At 47.2% G+C, this 15,749-nt stretch carries 12 protein-coding genes; 4 read left to right on the top strand and 8 right to left on the bottom strand.

The features are described 5' to 3' along the window. Positions 1 to 19 precede the first annotated feature (19 nt). The 3 genes from E5354_RS02195 to E5354_RS02185 are packed head-to-tail and all read left to right on the top strand — an operon-like array spanning position 20 to position 1,815. On the top strand, positions 20 to 670 hold the full coding sequence (locus E5354_RS02195) for a lipoprotein signal peptidase (RefSeq protein ID WP_135946257.1): 651 nt from the start codon (positions 20 to 22) through the stop codon (positions 668 to 670). 18 nt (positions 671 to 688) lie between these two features. Next, positions 689 to 1,489 (top strand): DUF4296 domain-containing protein, encoded by an 801-nt coding sequence (locus tag E5354_RS02190; RefSeq protein WP_135946256.1) that lies wholly within the window; start codon positions 689 to 691, stop codon positions 1,487 to 1,489. Between the two features lie 11 nt (positions 1,490 to 1,500). Beyond that, complete coding sequence (locus E5354_RS02185; protein ID WP_135946255.1) at positions 1,501 to 1,815, top strand: hypothetical protein; 315 nt, start codon at positions 1,501 to 1,503, stop codon at positions 1,813 to 1,815. A 74-nt stretch (positions 1,816 to 1,889) separates the two neighbouring features. Here E5354_RS02185 and E5354_RS02180 read toward each other — a convergent pair whose 3' ends face one another. From E5354_RS02180 to E5354_RS02145, 8 genes are all read right to left on the bottom strand, one after another. Further along, entirely contained in the window at positions 1,890 to 2,246 is a 357-nt protein-coding gene (locus E5354_RS02180; RefSeq protein WP_135946254.1) for a hypothetical protein, read from the bottom strand. Positions 2,247 to 2,260: 14 nt separating this feature from the next. After that, complete coding sequence (locus tag E5354_RS14405) at positions 2,261 to 2,662, bottom strand: outer membrane beta-barrel protein (RefSeq protein ID WP_135946253.1); 402 nt, start codon at positions 2,660 to 2,662, stop codon at positions 2,261 to 2,263. Further along, positions 2,655 to 4,316: an outer membrane beta-barrel protein gene (locus tag E5354_RS14400; RefSeq protein WP_135946252.1), complete on the bottom strand. Its 1,662-nt coding sequence runs from the start codon at positions 4,314 to 4,316 to the stop codon at positions 2,655 to 2,657. The genes E5354_RS14405 and E5354_RS14400 overlap by 8 nt, the downstream gene beginning before the upstream one ends. A gap of 156 nt (positions 4,317 to 4,472) precedes the next feature. Continuing rightward, positions 4,473 to 6,152, bottom strand: coding sequence for a helix-turn-helix transcriptional regulator (locus E5354_RS02165; protein ID WP_135946251.1), 1,680 nt, complete (start codon positions 6,150 to 6,152; stop codon positions 4,473 to 4,475). Positions 6,153 to 6,295: 143 nt separating this feature from the next. Further along, positions 6,296 to 8,431 (bottom strand): methylmalonyl-CoA mutase, encoded by a 2,136-nt coding sequence (gene scpA / locus E5354_RS02160; RefSeq protein ID WP_123396701.1) that lies wholly within the window; start codon positions 8,429 to 8,431, stop codon positions 6,296 to 6,298. Between the two features lie 9 nt (positions 8,432 to 8,440). Further along, positions 8,441 to 10,288: a methylmalonyl-CoA mutase small subunit gene (mutA, locus tag E5354_RS02155; protein ID WP_135946250.1), complete on the bottom strand. Its 1,848-nt coding sequence runs from the start codon at positions 10,286 to 10,288 to the stop codon at positions 8,441 to 8,443. 174 nt (positions 10,289 to 10,462) lie between these two features. Then, positions 10,463 to 12,658 (bottom strand): DNA primase, encoded by a 2,196-nt coding sequence (gene dnaG, locus E5354_RS02150; RefSeq protein WP_135946249.1) that lies wholly within the window; start codon positions 12,656 to 12,658, stop codon positions 10,463 to 10,465. A gap of 489 nt (positions 12,659 to 13,147) precedes the next feature. Beyond that, the gene (locus E5354_RS02145; protein WP_135946248.1) at positions 13,148 to 14,578 is read right to left on the bottom strand and encodes an alpha-amylase family glycosyl hydrolase; all 1,431 of its coding nucleotides are present in this window, start codon (positions 14,576 to 14,578) and stop codon (positions 13,148 to 13,150) included. Between the two features lie 311 nt (positions 14,579 to 14,889). On the opposite strand from E5354_RS02145, the gene dapF reads away from it, so the two are divergent. After that, positions 14,890 to 15,738 (top strand): diaminopimelate epimerase, encoded by an 849-nt coding sequence (gene dapF / locus E5354_RS02140; RefSeq protein WP_210433119.1) that lies wholly within the window; start codon positions 14,890 to 14,892, stop codon positions 15,736 to 15,738. Positions 15,739 to 15,749 lie beyond the last annotated feature (11 nt).

Here is a 15,749-nt window from a genome sequence, read left to right as displayed (position 1 = left end):
CACAAAAGCAATAAATTTGATGAAGCTGTCCAAAGGCTGGCTCGCAACGATCATTATAATCGGCGTACTTTTAATCGACCAGATTTTCAAGATTTGGATTAAAACTCATTTCTATCTTGGTGAAGAGTACAAAATAGCCGATTGGTTCTATCTATATTTCATAGAAAACAACGGTATGGCATTCGGAATGGAGGTGGGAAGCAAACTGTTTCTCACCCTGTTCCGCATTGTCGCTGTAGCGGCGCTGATCATCTATATATGCCGCATAAAGGGTAAATCCTACATCAAGAGCGGCTATATAGTGTGTTTCGCGCTGATTACGGCAGGAGCAGCCGGCAATATTATAGATTCCGTGTTTTACGGATTGATATTCAACAATCCTTATCCCCCCGAGGTGGCTACGATGTTTCCTCCCGAAGGCGGATATGCGGCCTTGTTCCACGGCAAGGTGGTCGATATGCTTTACTTCCCGTTGTTCAGCTTCTATTGGCCTGAATGGATGCCTTTTGTAGGAGGCGACCATTTCCTCTTTTTCCAACCGATATTCAACATCGCCGATGCCGCCATCACAGTTGGTATCCTCGTGTTGATAATATTCTATTCCAAGTATCTCTCTTCGCCTCACAAGTCGGAAGAGATTGCCGAATCGAATGATAGTAATAACAAATAACCGCTGAGTCACTTGCCCATGCGCCGATTTGTCACAATATTCAAGACATTGTTCATCGCTGCGATAGCAGGCTCCATGTTTCAGGCTTGCGACCGCACACCCGACTATGTAATCGGGCCAAAGGAGATGACATCACTGCTTGTCGACATACACAAGGGTGAGAGCGTAATCGACCTTAACCGATCGGCCTACAGCAGTGACTCAATGCGCAAGGTTGTCAAGCAGTCAATATATGCCAAACACGGCGTAACGGCCGAGCAGGTCGACACTTCGCTCGTGTGGTACGGCCACAATGTCGAGAAGTACATAGAGATCTACGACGGCGTGATCGAACAGCTTGAAAAGGACATCAAGAATGCCGATGTGTCGTCGGGCGGCGAGCGTTTGCATCTTGCAGTCGTGGGCGACTCGGTTGATGCATGGAGCGACGTGCCTTATCGTCATTTCTTCAACGGAGAGCCGGTTGACAACGTTAAGTTCTCATTTTCGCGTGATGAGAACTGGGAGAAAGGCGATGTATATACCTGGCGTTTCTACGCCAACAACCGCTTGTCGACAATCAATTGGACGATGGCTGTCGACTATACCGACGGTACGAGCGATTACATGGTATCATCGGTCAACCAGGACGGATGGAATGAATTGAAGCTTGTCACCGATTCGGCTAAGACGGCAAAATACATCTATGGCAACATCTCCATGAACCCCATCCCCGGCGAAAGCGTGTATCTCGACAGTATATCGCTTGTGCGTTCGCGATTCTCCCCAAGCACCTATTTCCGAGGTAATGTAAAGGAGTACCGTAACGGAAAGAAATAATAGGGGGGATTATGAAGCGTTATCTCGCTCATGCGGTGCTTGACCGAGGAGTTATACATTACACGGCGCTATTGTCGGTTGACGGCAATGAGATGTCGATAGAGCCATTTGAGCGCGAAACTTCATCAACCGAATTCTTCCCCGGAATAATCATTATAGCATCATCGGAAGCCGTCACATCGCCCGATAAGGATGAACTTGCCGCCGTTGCATCTACTCCGGCTACGTTAAGACAACGTAGCGCATTGTTGAACGACTACATGACAAGACACAATCTATACCGCAAGTCAGATACCGAATCCCCCGAAATCATATTCCTAAAGTGAAAGAGCATTCATCTTTTTAATAACACAAGCAACCCCGACAATTGTCAAGGTCGCTTGCTATACCGAGCATCACTCTATTTATCAGTTGGCCACAGTCCTGCTGATTTAATTTTATCGGTCAATTCCGAAACTTCATTTTCGTTTAATTGACATTTGGTTGAGTCACGCTTTATTGTCTTGGCCTTACGTTCTTCTTTTCTCACGCCTTTCTTAAGTGCTTGCCGTTCCTTTTGAAACTCAGCCTTTTCGCGAAGATATTCATCTTTCATCTTTTCATACTCGCGGCGAAGCTCTTCATGCTCTGCTTCCAACTCTTCCTGCTCTTTGGCAAATTCCATTTGTTCGGCTCCATAATCGGAGTCAGTGGTGTGACGACATGCCGCAAAAATTAGAGCTGACATCGCCAATGCAATCATTACTGTTTTCTTCATAATTATATTAATTATCATTTATTGTCCTTGGTTTCGTAGTAGTCCTGGATGCCGTCAACAACATCTACATTTACGCTTTTGCCTCCTGAGAAATTCCATGTAAGCGAGAATCCCACATACTGTACCGGAGTAGTATATTTATAGGAAACTTTGTTTGTGACGGCATATCGGTCGAGCTTTCGACGGTTTCCTATCGGAGTGAATTCCAATGCAATCTGAAGGTTGTCATTTAGGAATGTTCGGTAAATCTGTCCGCTTACGTTGTAAACGGCATGATATGTGTGGTCGAGAGTGCGGAACGTGGGCTCAAAGTTGGCGTTAAGCATTCCGCCCCAGCCATGACCGAATCGGAAGTTGTTGTTGAAGTAGAAATATTCCTTTAAGCGAGTCTTGTTGTAATGTATTCCGTCAAGCATCGTTAATCTCTACGCGTCCTGATAGTTTGAAACGCCACACCCGTGACGGAGATTCAATCCATTCAGCACCAAAGCCCCATACACCCTGACTCTTGATGTTTAATGGCATCGTATAAAATACATCGGGATTCTCTCCGCTTTGCAATGTCTGCCAGTAGATACGGTCATGCGACACGGCATAAAGAGCGGTGATGTTGATTTTGTTTCGCAGTAGCGACAGTCCGGCCATGACAATGTCGGCCGACTGAGCTTTGAGATCGGGATTCCCTACGGTGTAGTTATATGCGTCACTCCAGTTTATAACAGAGGATATGGCGGTGTAGGGGATATCGCTCAATGTTCGTTTATAGCTCATCATTAAGGCATGGTTCATTCCCGGGCCAAACGGCATCATAACCTGAACTGTGGGATTCATTGACCATTGAGTGTTTGTGCTTTTGCGGTTGGCTGAACGGTCTTCGTAAGCTATGCGGTTTAGTTGCCAGTTCATTCCGGCACTATATTTAAGCTTCCAAATCCGGCCTTGAGCCGAAGCATATACAATAGGAGTAAAGCCGGAGGTTTTGGTTGGGATGTCGCTCGTTTCAAATCTGTCGTTTTTAAGGATGTCGGCAGGAGTATAATGTGAGGATATAAACTGTGCGGATGCACCGTACTTCCATATAAGAGAGCGACTGTGCGGATATATGATATCGGCTTTGAACTTCCACAGATTCAGATTGGTGGTTTCCTTTATTGCAGCCGCCTTTTCCGAATCGAGAAAATAGCAACTGTTGTCATTGCTGTGACGGTTAAGATAGTCGGCGGTAAGCTGCAATTGAGTGCCGCGTGAGCCAAGCGGTTGCATGAACATTAGTGTGCCTTCCTGTAACGATGTGTTTTCACGGCTGCTGATCGATGAAATTGTGTTGCCGTCATAAGACACGGATGACGGGCGAGGCGATGACATGGATATAAGATAACATCCTCCCAATTGCGCGCCTGATTGAAGCTGCTGTGTGAGGCTAAGACGGTTTCTGAAATTGAATCCGTGAGATTTTGAAGTTTCGGTCAGGAATGTGTGAAGGTCGGGGCCGCTTAATGTCTGTGCGGAATTCTCCTCAAATTTTGTGTTCCCGGCATATAGGTTATCATATACGCTTAATCCCTTATATCGATAGTTTATCATACCGCTTATTCCCGCATTACCGAAGTCGCAACTTCTGTACCAGTCGGCATTTGCCGAGATACTGCCGTAATAGCCTCCCTCAGGAGGACGACGGAGTGTAATCATTATGCTTCCTCCGCTGAGCGATGCATTATGGTCGGCTCCGGCAAGGTATTTTACCTGTACCTTGTCGATCATTTCGCCGGGAATGTTGTCAAGTTCCGACAGGTCGGAGAGTTTCACGCCGTCAACGTATATCTCACTTGCGGCAAGTCCGTTGATTTTAAATGTGCCGTTTTTGTGTGATATGTTTGGGAGAAAGCCGAGGACATCGACTGCAGGCTTGCCTTTTGTTATATCAGAACCACGAAGATTGGTGGTGTAGCCTTCGGCATCGGTTGTCGTGCGAGAGGCAACGACCGTCACCTCATTAAGTCGGCGTTCGGTTTGTGCGGCTGCCGAAAGCCATGTGATGATTGCGATTAGAATTAAAACTGATTTTTTCATATCGTTTGGTTTTTGAATTTTTACACTGCAAAATTAGTGTAGACATGGCTTTCATGCCTACTTAAACAGTGACAAAATTTTCTTAAATCCGATATGTAATCAGTTGATATTCAGCGGCTATATATCCTTGAAATCTTAAATCGCCCTTTAGCGGCCTTAAGCCTTCCCTGAAGAGGGTTTACGGGTAGTCAGAAACGCTATGAAATCTTCTTTGGGGAGTAATCCGAGCTTCTTTCTGATGGATGTTTTGCTAACATAAACCGAGTTTGAGGTCTGCTGAATCAATACACCGATCTCCTTTGTCGAGAAACCGGCACGAAGGAGGCAAAGAATCTGTATCTCCCTTTCGGATAGTACTCCGGGATAATCGTTCAACAGGTTAGCGTGGAATTTATCGTAAAGCTCGTCGATTACGGGATAGAGTTCCGACCAGTTTACCAAGGCATCGGTTTCCGAATCCGAATTGCCGGCGTTGCTTATTTTTTTAAGCGCTTCTTGGTTATGGGCTGTAGGAGCTTCGGCAAAAGCCCTTATTATGTCGATCTGCAACAACAGTGTTTTCTTAAGGAGTGCCTGCTTATCATCGGGCGAAGGTTTTGTCGCAGCCATTGCAAGCTGTTCCAATGCCTCGATTCGTTCCTCGGCCTCTATAAGCTTCTGCCGGCGGCGATGGGCTACAAAAAAGATTATCGTTACAATGATTACTCCCACAAGCATTATTAAGATTATAAACAACCATAGATGTTGATGCCTGATGGTAAGCTCATAGTTGCTGCGACTTAAATCGTAAGCATTCTCAAGGGCATCGTCACGTTCCTGTCGCTTTACTTCAAGGTCGTTGCTCACTTTTCTCAGCGAGTGGGCGGTATTTGATAGCCGGCTAAGCGAGAGAGCCCCGTTATGCTCGTAGTCCAACACAATCTTCAAAAACTCAAGATAGGAAGCCGCCACCGGGTCACGGTCAAATATATCACTGTCCAGGCTGTCGACAAGATTGGTATATTTTGTGGCTTCATTAATATTTCCGGAGTTCAACTGAAGATTAACCATAGGGATATAGAACTCTACAAGCTTATCGGAGGGCACATTCTTCATTCGTCCAAGTACATCCTTGAGAATTGCCACCGCCTGAGGCGAAGTTTCACGATGCTCGCCAAGGGCTGCGGCATAATTTATGCGCATATACAGCCAGTCGTTCGAGCCCTCTTCGGGTGCGTCGGGTAGGGCAAAAAGAGAATCACATAACGCCACTGCATCCTTGCTCCTATTCAACGTGACAAGCGGGGTTATTTTCTTTATCTCAAAATTAAGGCGCTCGCTACCATCGTGGGCCAATTTTATCTGACGGTCGATTATCATTAATGCCTTTGCATTATCTTTGTCAGAGAACGAGAAGCCGAGAAGCACTTGATTCAATTGCCTTTGAATATCGCAAGGCATGTCGTTCACGAGCGAATCTATTAAGGCCCAAGCTTCATCTTTACGCTCCAACGAACGAAGATGATTGGCCTGAGCTATAACTGATTCAATATGTGATGCAGTATCGCCGACAGCCTTATAAAAATCGACCGCCTGCGATAATAGCGTGTCGGTTACGAGTGACCTTCCCATATACATATTGGCTTTGGCTCGGGTAAGTGCATAGTCGGCTTTTAGTTTCTTATCTTTCAGATTATTGAAATCCAAATTTTTAAGAAGCATATATGCACTGTCGGGCCTTTCATCGACAATTCGTGCTGAAGTTTCCAAAAGTCGGCTTTCCTTACCGCCGCATGACCAAAGAGGCAGTAAGCAAAACAGTATCAACGCATATCGGATGATTGAGTTTACTATCATATTCCCGTGTATTAATGCGCAAATTTACGTATTTGCAGTAAATTGCACAAATGCAATGGGAACAGGAGGAAGCAAATATAAAAAAGTGGCGCACCATCGTTAAAATGTTGCGCCACAATCAAGATTGTTATAATATCTTACGATTATTCTTCACCATTGAGGATTTCAAGCATCTTTATGGCCGATACGGGAATACGTGTACCGGGGCCGAAGATTGCTGCAACACCTGCCTTGTAAAGGAAGTCGTAGTCCTGAGCGGGGATTACACCACCGGCGGTTACGATGATATCCTCGCGACCAAGCTTCTTGAGCTCTTCGATAACCTGAGGAATCAAAGTCTTGTGACCTGCTGCAAGTGATGATACACCGAGAATGTGGACATCGTTCTCCACCGCCTGACGGGCTGCTTCGGCCGGAGTCTGGAACAAGGGCCCCATGTCGACATCAAATCCGCAGTCGGCGTAACCTGTAGCTACAACCTTTGCACCGCGGTCGTGTCCGTCCTGTCCCATCTTGGCAATCATGATACGAGGTTGACGACCTTCTTTCTTAGCAAACTCTTCACACATGCGCTGTGCGCGGATGAAGTCGGGATCTTGTTTTGTTTCGTTGCTGTACACGCCTGAAATAGTTCTGATTACTGCTTTATAACGGCCTACAACTTCTTCGCAGGCATCTGAAATCTCACCAAGTGTAGCACGGAGTCCGGCAGCTTTCACTGCAAGGTCAAGGAGGTTGCCCTTCTTGGTGCGAACACATTCGGTAATGTCGGCAAGAGCCTTCTTGACAGCCTCTTCGTCACGGTGAGCCTTTACATCGTTAAGACGCTCGATCTGCTCCTTGCGCACCTCGGTGTTGTCGATTTCGAGAATATCGATGGGATCCTCGTGGTCAAGACGATACTTGTTGATACCTACGATAGTCTGACGACCTGAGTCGATGCGGGCCTGAGTGCGTGCTGAAGCCTCCTCAATGCGGAGCTTGGGAAGTCCGGTTTCGATAGCCTTGGCCATACCGCCGAGCTTTTCGATTTCCTGGATATGCTCCCATGCGCGATGTGCGATTTCGTTGGTAAGAGCTTCAACATAGTAGGAACCGCCCCACGGGTCAACCTGCTTTGTAACGTAGGTTTCCTCCTGGATATAAATCTGGGTGTTACGTGCGATACGTGCCGAGAAGTCAGTGGGAAGTGCGATAGCCTCGTCAAGAGCGTTGGTGTGAAGCGACTGAGTGTGACCGAGAGCGGCGCCCATGGCTTCGATACATGTACGACCCACGTTGTTGAAAGGATCCTGCTCGGTGAGCGACCATCCTGAAGTCTGAGAGTGAGTACGCAGTGCGAGTGACTTGGGATTCTTGGGATTGAACTGGCTTACAATCTTGGCCCAAAGCATACGTGCGGCACGCATTTTGGCGATTTCCATGAAGAAGTTCATACCGATTGCCCAGAAGAACGACAAGCGCGGAGCAAATGAGTCGATGTCCATGCCTGCATTCACACCTGCACGCAGATACTCAAGACCGTCGGCAAGAGTATAGGCGAGCTCGATGTCGCAGGTTGCACCTGCTTCCTGCATGTGGTAACCGGAGATTGAAATCGAATTGAACTTGGGCATGTTCTTTGAAGTGTATTCAAAGATGTCGGCGATTATTCGCATCGAGAATTCCGGCGGATAGATGTAGGTGTTACGCACCATGAACTCCTTGAGAATGTCGTTCTGAATAGTACCGGCCATCTCTTCAAGCTTGGCACCCTGCTCAAGACCTGCATTGATGTAGAATGCAAGCACGGGAAGCACTGCACCGTTCATGGTCATTGACACTGACATCTTGTTCAAGGGTATACCGTCGAAGAGCACCTTCATGTCCTCAAGAGAGCAGATTGAAACACCTGCTTTGCCGACATCACCGACAACACGTTCGTGGTCGGCATCGTAACCGCGGTGAGTAGCAAGGTCAAATGCGACCGACAATCCTTTCTGTCCCGATGCGAGGTTGCGGCGGTAGAAAGCGTTGGACTCGGCAGCAGTCGAGAAACCTGCATACTGACGGATTGTCCAAGGACGAAGAGGATACATGGCGCTGTACGGGCCACGAAGGAACGGGGGAATACCTGACATGAAATTGAGGTGTTCCATTCCTTGAAGGTCATCCTTGGTATATATGGGTTTTACGGGAATCAACTCGGGAGTGAGCCAATCTTCACCGTGAGCTACGGCACCATGCTGAGCGCCGAAAGCATCCTTTGTAATATCTATTGTTTTAAAATCGGGTCTCATTGCGATAGGTTATTTAAGAAGTTTGGCGTTGAATGATTGAAGTGTTTCGAGAACGTTGCAGCGAACGTGGATGAAGTCGTTGATGCCGAGTGCCTGAAGCTCTTCCATGCAAGCGGGAGCACCTGCCACAACAAACATTGCGCGACCGTCGAGGTACTTGTAGGCCTCAGGAGCGAGTGTTGCATACTCGTCATCGCTTGAGCAGAGCACGATTACATCGGCACCCTTTTCAAGAGCAGCGTCAACACCCTGCTGAACGGTGTCGAATCCGAGGTTGTCGATAATCTCGTATCCGGCGCATCCGAAGAAGTTGGTTGAGAACTGTGCACGTGCAAGACGCATTGCAAGATTTCCGATAGTGAGCATGAAGACCTTCGGACGATTTGAGGCAGCCTCGGTTGCAAGACGCAGAGCCTCGAAGTCGCTTGCGGCACGCTTCATCGAGAGGCCTTCGCCCTCGTTGGCGTCACCATGGTGGCATCCGCAGTTGCATCCGGTGTTCTCAATCTTTCCGGCAGCTGTTTCATTTACATTGGGATACTGGTTGGTTCCAAGCAGAATCTCCTTGCGGCGGGCTACATCGGTGTGACGCTTTGCCGAAGTTTCGTTGACTGTCTTCTGAATTGAGCCGTCGTTGATGCAAGCGAGGAATCCGCCCTTGTCTTCGATGTCGATGAAGAGTTTCCAGGCTTCCTGAGCAAGTGAAACGGTGAGGGTTTCAACATAATAGGAACCTCCGGCAGGGTCAACTACCTTGTCAAGGTGGCACTCTTCCTTAAGCAGGAACTGCTGATTGCGTGCAATGCGCTCCGAGAATGCATCGGGAGTCTTGAAGGGAACATCAAACGGAGTAGTGGTGATCGAGTCAACTCCGGCAAGAGCAGCCGACATGGTTTCGGTCTGTGAACGGAGAAGGTTCACATGAGCGTCATATATAGTCTGGTTGAAACGCGAAGTTATTGCATGAGCCATCATCTTGCATGAAAGCTTTGATTCGGGCTTATATTGCTCAACAATCTGTGCCCACACCATGCGAGCGGCGCGGAATTTTGCGAGCTCCATGAAGTAGTTTGATGAAATGCCCATGTTGAACTTGATGCGGTGAGCGACTTCGTCGGCCTTTACGCCTGCATCGGTGAGCATTGTCATCCACTCGGCACCCCAAGCCATAGCATAACCGAGTTCCTGGTATATGTAGGCTCCTGCGTTGCAGAACATGAATGAATCCACAGCGAGAACTCGCATTTCGGGAACTGACTTTACCACCTCGAGAAGTTCAAGAGCTATAGCCTTGATGTCGCCGGGGAATTCAGTGCCGTGCTTGAGGGCGCGACGCATGGGATTGAAGTCGATTGAACCGCGGAAGTTGGTGAGGTTATTTGTTTCGCGCAGATACTCAACGATTACCTTTGCGGTTTCAACAGCGTGACGGGGGCAGCACTTGAAGTTAAGTTCATATTTTGCCACATCAATGCCGTCGAGAAGCTCACGAACAGCAGCTACATTATCGAGTGTAACATTAAAGCCGAGCGAAGTAACACCCTTAGTGATGATGTCGCGGGCAACTTCATTGGCTTCTTTGGGAGTTTCGGCAAGAACCTCCTGACGGATAAGCCAGTCGTTGTCGGTACGGGTTCCGCGAACGTAAGGATATTCACCCGGAAGGGAATCGGTAGTCTTAAAGTCGGCTATGTTCTCGGCACGGTATACGGGCTGAACGTTAAAGCCTTCATTTGTTCTCCAAACCAATTTCTTGTTAAAGTCGGCGCCTTTCAAGTCAGCTTCGACCTTGGCTCTCCACTCGTCGTAGGAGCACTCAGGAAACATGTCGAACAATTTTTCTTTTTTTTCTGCCATGATTTTGGTATTAATTTATAGTTTTATAGAAAAATGCTTTCAGGTATAAATCACTATTATATGCAATAGTGCTGTAATACATGACAAAGGTACAAAATCGCTTGAAATTTAAGCAAAAATTTATTGCATTTTCTAATGTAAATATGGAAAAATTTCCATATTCGGCCGCTTTGTCTATTTACGGGGGTTGATTATTCGCTCGCCGAGGAATTTTGCAAACTCTCCACGAAGGCGTTGAAGCTGCACGTGACGCTCCATGAGCTCGCGTATCACCTCCTTGTCGGGCGACGGGGTGGAGTAGGCGGCCTTTATATCGTCATGAAGTTTGCGGATGCGGCATTCAAGTATTGCATCCTTGAATTCGTATATGGACCGTGGCACAAGTTCAGGCAGGCGGTCTTCGTCGGTTTCGATCTTTGCATATTTCGTGTGAACCTTGCTCAGAGTGTGCTTGTCGCTTACGAGTTCAAGCGTCAGATTACGTATGCTGTCATCGGGGTGCGAACAGAGGATTTTCTCTATATACATCATCCCGTACTCACGCTGTCCCTTGAAATAGAGCTGATCGGCGCGCTCCACAAGTTCTTTTTCCCTTACCGCTATGCTGTTCAGGTCGGTAACGGTTGTGCGTATCTCCTCCTCGCCGGCCGCAATGTAACTCTCACGCTCCTTAAGCAGCGTTTCATTGTTTTTGCGGTTGTCCTCCTCCCATGTCAGCGATGAGCACTTGATGGCCTCTTCAAAGGTTTTCTCGATGTCGGGGTTTGAGAATTTAAGATCATCATTTTTAAGCTCCTCATTGATGTAGTCGATGACTTTTACCGATATGGGATTGCCTATGTCGTCGTAATCCTCACACAGCTCCAACATTCCGTAGCGCAGCACATAACGCAGTATGCCTTGCTCGTAGGCCCGCAGAAAGCGTGAATTGGAATCGACCGGCGATGGCTGTCGCTTCACTTCGGCAGCTGCCTCGACCGGTTTTACCGGCTCTTCAACATTCACGATGTCGCTGATGGTTTCCGCTGCCGCTTCCTGTTGCTTTTTGAGATTATCCTTGCCCACACGCTCCATAAACAGCTTGTTGACCTGCAGCGCCACAATGCGGTCGTCGATTTCAAGCATTCGGCTGCACTCGGTTATGTAGACATTGCGGGTGATGGGATTGGGTATGACTGCAATTGAGCGCACGATGTCGTTGATGACTCTCGACTTGGCTATGGGATCGTTCTTGACTCCGTTCAGCAATATTGAAGTCTTGAACTGAAGGAAATCAGTTTCGTTGGCGGCAATATACTCCTCCAGCTCCGATGAAGTGTGCTTCTGTGCAAATGAGTCCGGGTCGTCGCCATCGGGGAGCAACAGCACCTTTATGTCGAGCCCTTCGGCAAGAAGCATGTCGATACCGCGCAGCGATGCCTTTATTCCGGCAGCGTCACCGTCGTATATCACGGTTACATTGTCGGTGAACCGGTGGATGAGTCTTATCTGACCGTCGGTCAACGATGTTCCCGATGATGCGACGACATTCTCGATGCCCGACTGATGCATAGAAATGACATCCATATATCCTTCGACAAGAATGCACTTGTCGTGCTTTACAATGGCCTGCTTGGCCTGGTAAAGTCCGTAGAGCTGATAGCTTTTCTTGTAGATTAGCGACTCGGGCGAGTTGACATATTTGGCGACATCCTTTTTCAAAGTTCGGCCGCCGAATGCTATCACTTTGCCTGAAATGGAGAATACCGGAAACATAACGCGCCCTTTGAAGCGGTCGTAAACGCGCCCCTGGTCAGTCTTTATGCACAATCCGGTTTCAATAAGATACTTTTCGTTATAGCCACGTGATTTTGCCGCATTCAGCAAATCGTTGCTCTTCTCAAGCGAATATCCGAGTCGGAATTTCTTTATCGATGCTTCGTTTATGCCTCGGTCAAGGAAATATGACAATCCTATGTCACGGCCATCGTCGGTTTCTTGCAGATTTTTCTCAAAATGTTTCAAAGCGAAATCATTCACGGCAAGCATGCTTTCGCGCTCCGATTCCTCTTCGCGCTCTTTATCCGACATTTCATGCTCCTTGATTTCGATGTTGTATTTACGTGCAAGATAGCGAAGGGCCTCGTAATAGCTCATCTGCTCGTGCTCCATGATGAAATTCACGGGACTGCCGCCTTTGCCGCAGCTGAAACACTTGCATATATTCTTCGATTTGGACACCGAGAACGACGGAGTGCGCTCATTGTGGAACGGACAAAGCCCGAGATAGCTGCTGCCTCGGCGTTTCAGATGCACGAAGTCACTGACCACCTCCACAATGTCGGCGGCGTCAAGAATGCGCTGTACTGTTTCCCGATCGATTTTCTTCATGACGATGACAAAATTAGCAAAAAAAAATAAGACAGCCTCCCGGCTCCCTTATTTTTCGCTTGTTGCTTGTTGAATATCTATTCTGTCTTTATTGGAAAGTTACGTATGAAAAAGTATTCTGTTATTACCTTTTAAGTATTTCGTGTTACTCATGATACGGATTTCTTAGTTAGCTAAGAAGATTCGCATTGGTGATTGAATCATTCGTTCAATCACATTGCAAAGGTAATAAATTGTTTTTAAACTTAATGCATATAAGGCTATATGTTTTACAACATAAAATTACACTCCGCAACTTTAATGGCATGTATAATTATAAAAAATAATAGCCCCAAAATTAAAAATCGTAATCATTTATATTTGCGCGACAAAATGTTGCGAATTGAAACTTAATTAAAATAAGTTAAAATTAAATTTCTGCTTTACAGATGCAAGCGGAGGGCCGTGAAATGTCATATTCACGGCCCTCCGAGATGTCATTTTGTCAACTTAATATATTATATAGGATGTGAGAGGTGTTAAAACACCTGAAATCTTACCGTCTTTCACTTTGAAAGTAGTGTCATGCACCTTGTCGACATATTCACCGTCCTTCAATGTGGTGGGCAGGTCGATCGATGCCTGTTCTTCTCCTATATTAATAAGAGCAACACCCTTGTTGCCACGAGCCACTTCGATGACGGCACCGTTGTCTGACACGAATATCGATTCGGGCTGTCCGTGCATTGCGTGACGGAACTTGTTTACGGCAACCACCTCGGGATTCATGAACTCATCGTTTCCGCGAGCTCCTACACGATTGTTGCCCCAATAGTTGTCGCGGGTGCTTCCGGCCGGGCGGCTGAAGAACAAGGGAACGCCGTTCTGACGTGCAGTGAGAAATACGTAACCTTCACGAATCAACTCATCGCTGATGCCGGCCGATTCATGCTGATTGGCATAGGTGTCGTGCGATTCAACCCAAGTGACAAGCTTTGTGGGGTCGGCTTTGTGATGCCACGATGCGAGGCTGTCGGCATAATAGTTGTGATTTACAAGAGCGTTACGCAGAGCATGTCCGTAGGCGCTTGCAGTAAGGCTCATATATTCGGCATATTCATCCTCCTTTACGTTCTTGTCCTGAAGCACTTCGCCATATATGAACAGGCTGTCGGGCATCGACAGGGTTATGTCACGTATGGGTTCGCGACCGGTGGCTATGTCCCAGAAGTTGTTACACTCGGCAAGTGAGTCGAGGGGGTCCGACGGCAATCCGATGTGTTTTGCAGTGTCATAGCGGAATCCGCGTGCGCCGCAAGCGATCAGGTCGTTGACATATTTCATGTAGTAGTACTGGAAGTCGGGATTCTCGGTGTTTACATCGGGAAGACCACCCATCTTTCCTGTCGTACACTGATAACGGTCGTTATAATCGATAATATCGTTGAGTCCGTTGGCGTGGAACAGCTTGTCATGACCGCCTACTGCACTGTCAAGGTCGGCGGTTACTGCCGTGTGGTCTACCGCAGTGTGGTTGGGGAGCACATCGACAATCACCTTTACGCCATATTTTGCGGCGCTGTCGCACATGGCCTTGAACTGGTCGCGGTCGCCGAGAAGATAGTTACCAATCTTCCAGTCGATAGGCTGATAGTAGTAGTACCATTTTCCGGTAACCGAATCGCCGGGCTGGCTGTATAGGGCCATACCGCCGCCTTCGCCCACATAGCAAGTGTTGGCAGGTGATGTCTGCACATAATCAAACCCCGCATCGGCAATATTTTTCATATTGGCTGCAATCGTGTCAAACGACCATGACCAGGCATGGAGTATGACATCGTCGTTGGTTACAGCTTCGGGAGCTTTCTTATCACCTCCACAGGATGCAAGTAATGTCGACAGGGTTGACACTGCCAACAATGACTGAATTGATTGTTTCATTTCGTGTTGTAAATAAATAGAGTTGGATTAATTATTTTACGCTTCGTCAAAGTTAATAATTATTTTTCATATAATAAAGTAGATTAACCGGTGAAAATATGGAAGCAAAATGAGGTTATTGTTGGCATTTAGTAGTCAATATACGGCCCGGATGTGTTAAATCGCCACTTTAAGTCGCAAAATCATTGAAATATGCCAAATAAAAACACTTTTATAAAGAAAAATCACACAAAATAGTTGGATTATATTGCAAATTGATTAACTTTGCAACGTGAAAGAAGATTAAAGAATTAAAATCATTCTTATTAGCGATGAAGCAAATAAAGTTCACAAAGATGCATGGCATCAGCAATGACTACATATATATAAACTGTATGGAAGTCACGCCGGAGCGTCTAAGTGAATTATCGATAGAGATGAGCGACCGCCACACCGGAGTTGGCGGTGACGGCATCATCCTTATTTGTCCGTCGGATGTCGCAGATTTTAAAATGCGCATATTCAATGCCGACGGTTCCGAAGCAAAAATGTGTGGCAACGGAAGTCGCTGTGTCGGTAAATATGTATATGATTACGGACTGACCGACAAGAATGTCGTAACTCTTGAAACATTGGCAGGCATCAAAACATTGCACCTGCACGTAAATAAAGGCAAAGTAGACTCGGTCACCGTCGACATGGGTGAGCCGGTCACATCTGTCAGGGAAATTCCGGTTATATATAATAATGAGATGATGGTCAACGCTCCGGTCGATACATCGTGCGGAGTGATTGAGATGACAGCCGTTTCGATGGGCAATCCCCACGGAGTCGTGTTTGTCGACTCGCTCGATAATGTGGATGTACACGGATTGGGGCGTGAACTTGAGATTCACTCAATGTGGCCCGACCGGGCAAACATCGAATTTGCGCAGATAAATTCACCCTCCGAAATAACTATGCGAGTGTGGGAGAGAGGTAGTGGCGAAACAATGGCCTGTGGAACCGGTGCCTGTGCCACCGCAGTTGCCGCCGCGATTACAGGCCGTACAGGCGATCGGGTGACGGTGCATCTGCTTGGCGGCGACCTTGAGATATATCGGAATCCCGATGACTCACACATCTACATGACAGGAAGCGCAACCACGGTGTTTGAAGGAGTCTACGAAAGACAAAGTTGATGACAAATAAA

It is taken from the genome of Muribaculum sp. NM65_B17, assembly GCF_004793735.1.
GTDB classification, from domain to species: Bacteria; Bacteroidota; Bacteroidia; order Bacteroidales; family Muribaculaceae; genus Muribaculum; species Muribaculum gordoncarteri.
This window is presented reverse-complemented; position numbering and strand designations above follow the sequence as displayed.

Excerpts from the sequence above, each read along its gene's own strand:
- E5354_RS02195 (WP_135946257.1), top strand. The coding sequence starts at position 20 with ATGAAGCTGTCCAAAGGCTGGCTCGCAACGATCATTATAATCGGCGTA.
- E5354_RS02180 (WP_135946254.1), bottom strand. The coding sequence starts at position 2,246 with ATGAAGAAAACAGTAATGATTGCATTGGCGATGTCAGCTCTAATTTTT.
- dnaG (WP_135946249.1), bottom strand. The coding sequence starts at position 12,658 with ATGAAGAAAATCGATCGGGAAACAGTACAGCGCATTCTTGACGCCGCC.
- scpA (WP_123396701.1), bottom strand. The coding sequence starts at position 8,431 with ATGAGACCCGATTTTAAAACAATAGATATTACAAAGGATGCTTTCGGC.
- E5354_RS14405 (WP_135946253.1), bottom strand. The coding sequence starts at position 2,662 with ATGCTTGACGGAATACATTACAACAAGACTCGCTTAAAGGAATATTTC.
- E5354_RS14400 (WP_135946252.1), bottom strand. The coding sequence starts at position 4,316 with ATGAAAAAATCAGTTTTAATTCTAATCGCAATCATCACATGGCTTTCG.
- E5354_RS02190 (WP_135946256.1), top strand. The coding sequence starts at position 689 with ATGCGCCGATTTGTCACAATATTCAAGACATTGTTCATCGCTGCGATA.
- dapF (WP_210433119.1), top strand. The coding sequence starts at position 14,890 with ATGAAGCAAATAAAGTTCACAAAGATGCATGGCATCAGCAATGACTAC.
- mutA (WP_135946250.1), bottom strand. The coding sequence starts at position 10,288 with ATGGCAGAAAAAAAAGAAAAATTGTTCGACATGTTTCCTGAGTGCTCC.
- E5354_RS02165 (WP_135946251.1), bottom strand. The coding sequence starts at position 6,152 with ATGATAGTAAACTCAATCATCCGATATGCGTTGATACTGTTTTGCTTA.
- E5354_RS02185 (WP_135946255.1), top strand. The coding sequence starts at position 1,501 with ATGAAGCGTTATCTCGCTCATGCGGTGCTTGACCGAGGAGTTATACAT.
- E5354_RS02145 (WP_135946248.1), bottom strand. The coding sequence starts at position 14,578 with ATGAAACAATCAATTCAGTCATTGTTGGCAGTGTCAACCCTGTCGACA.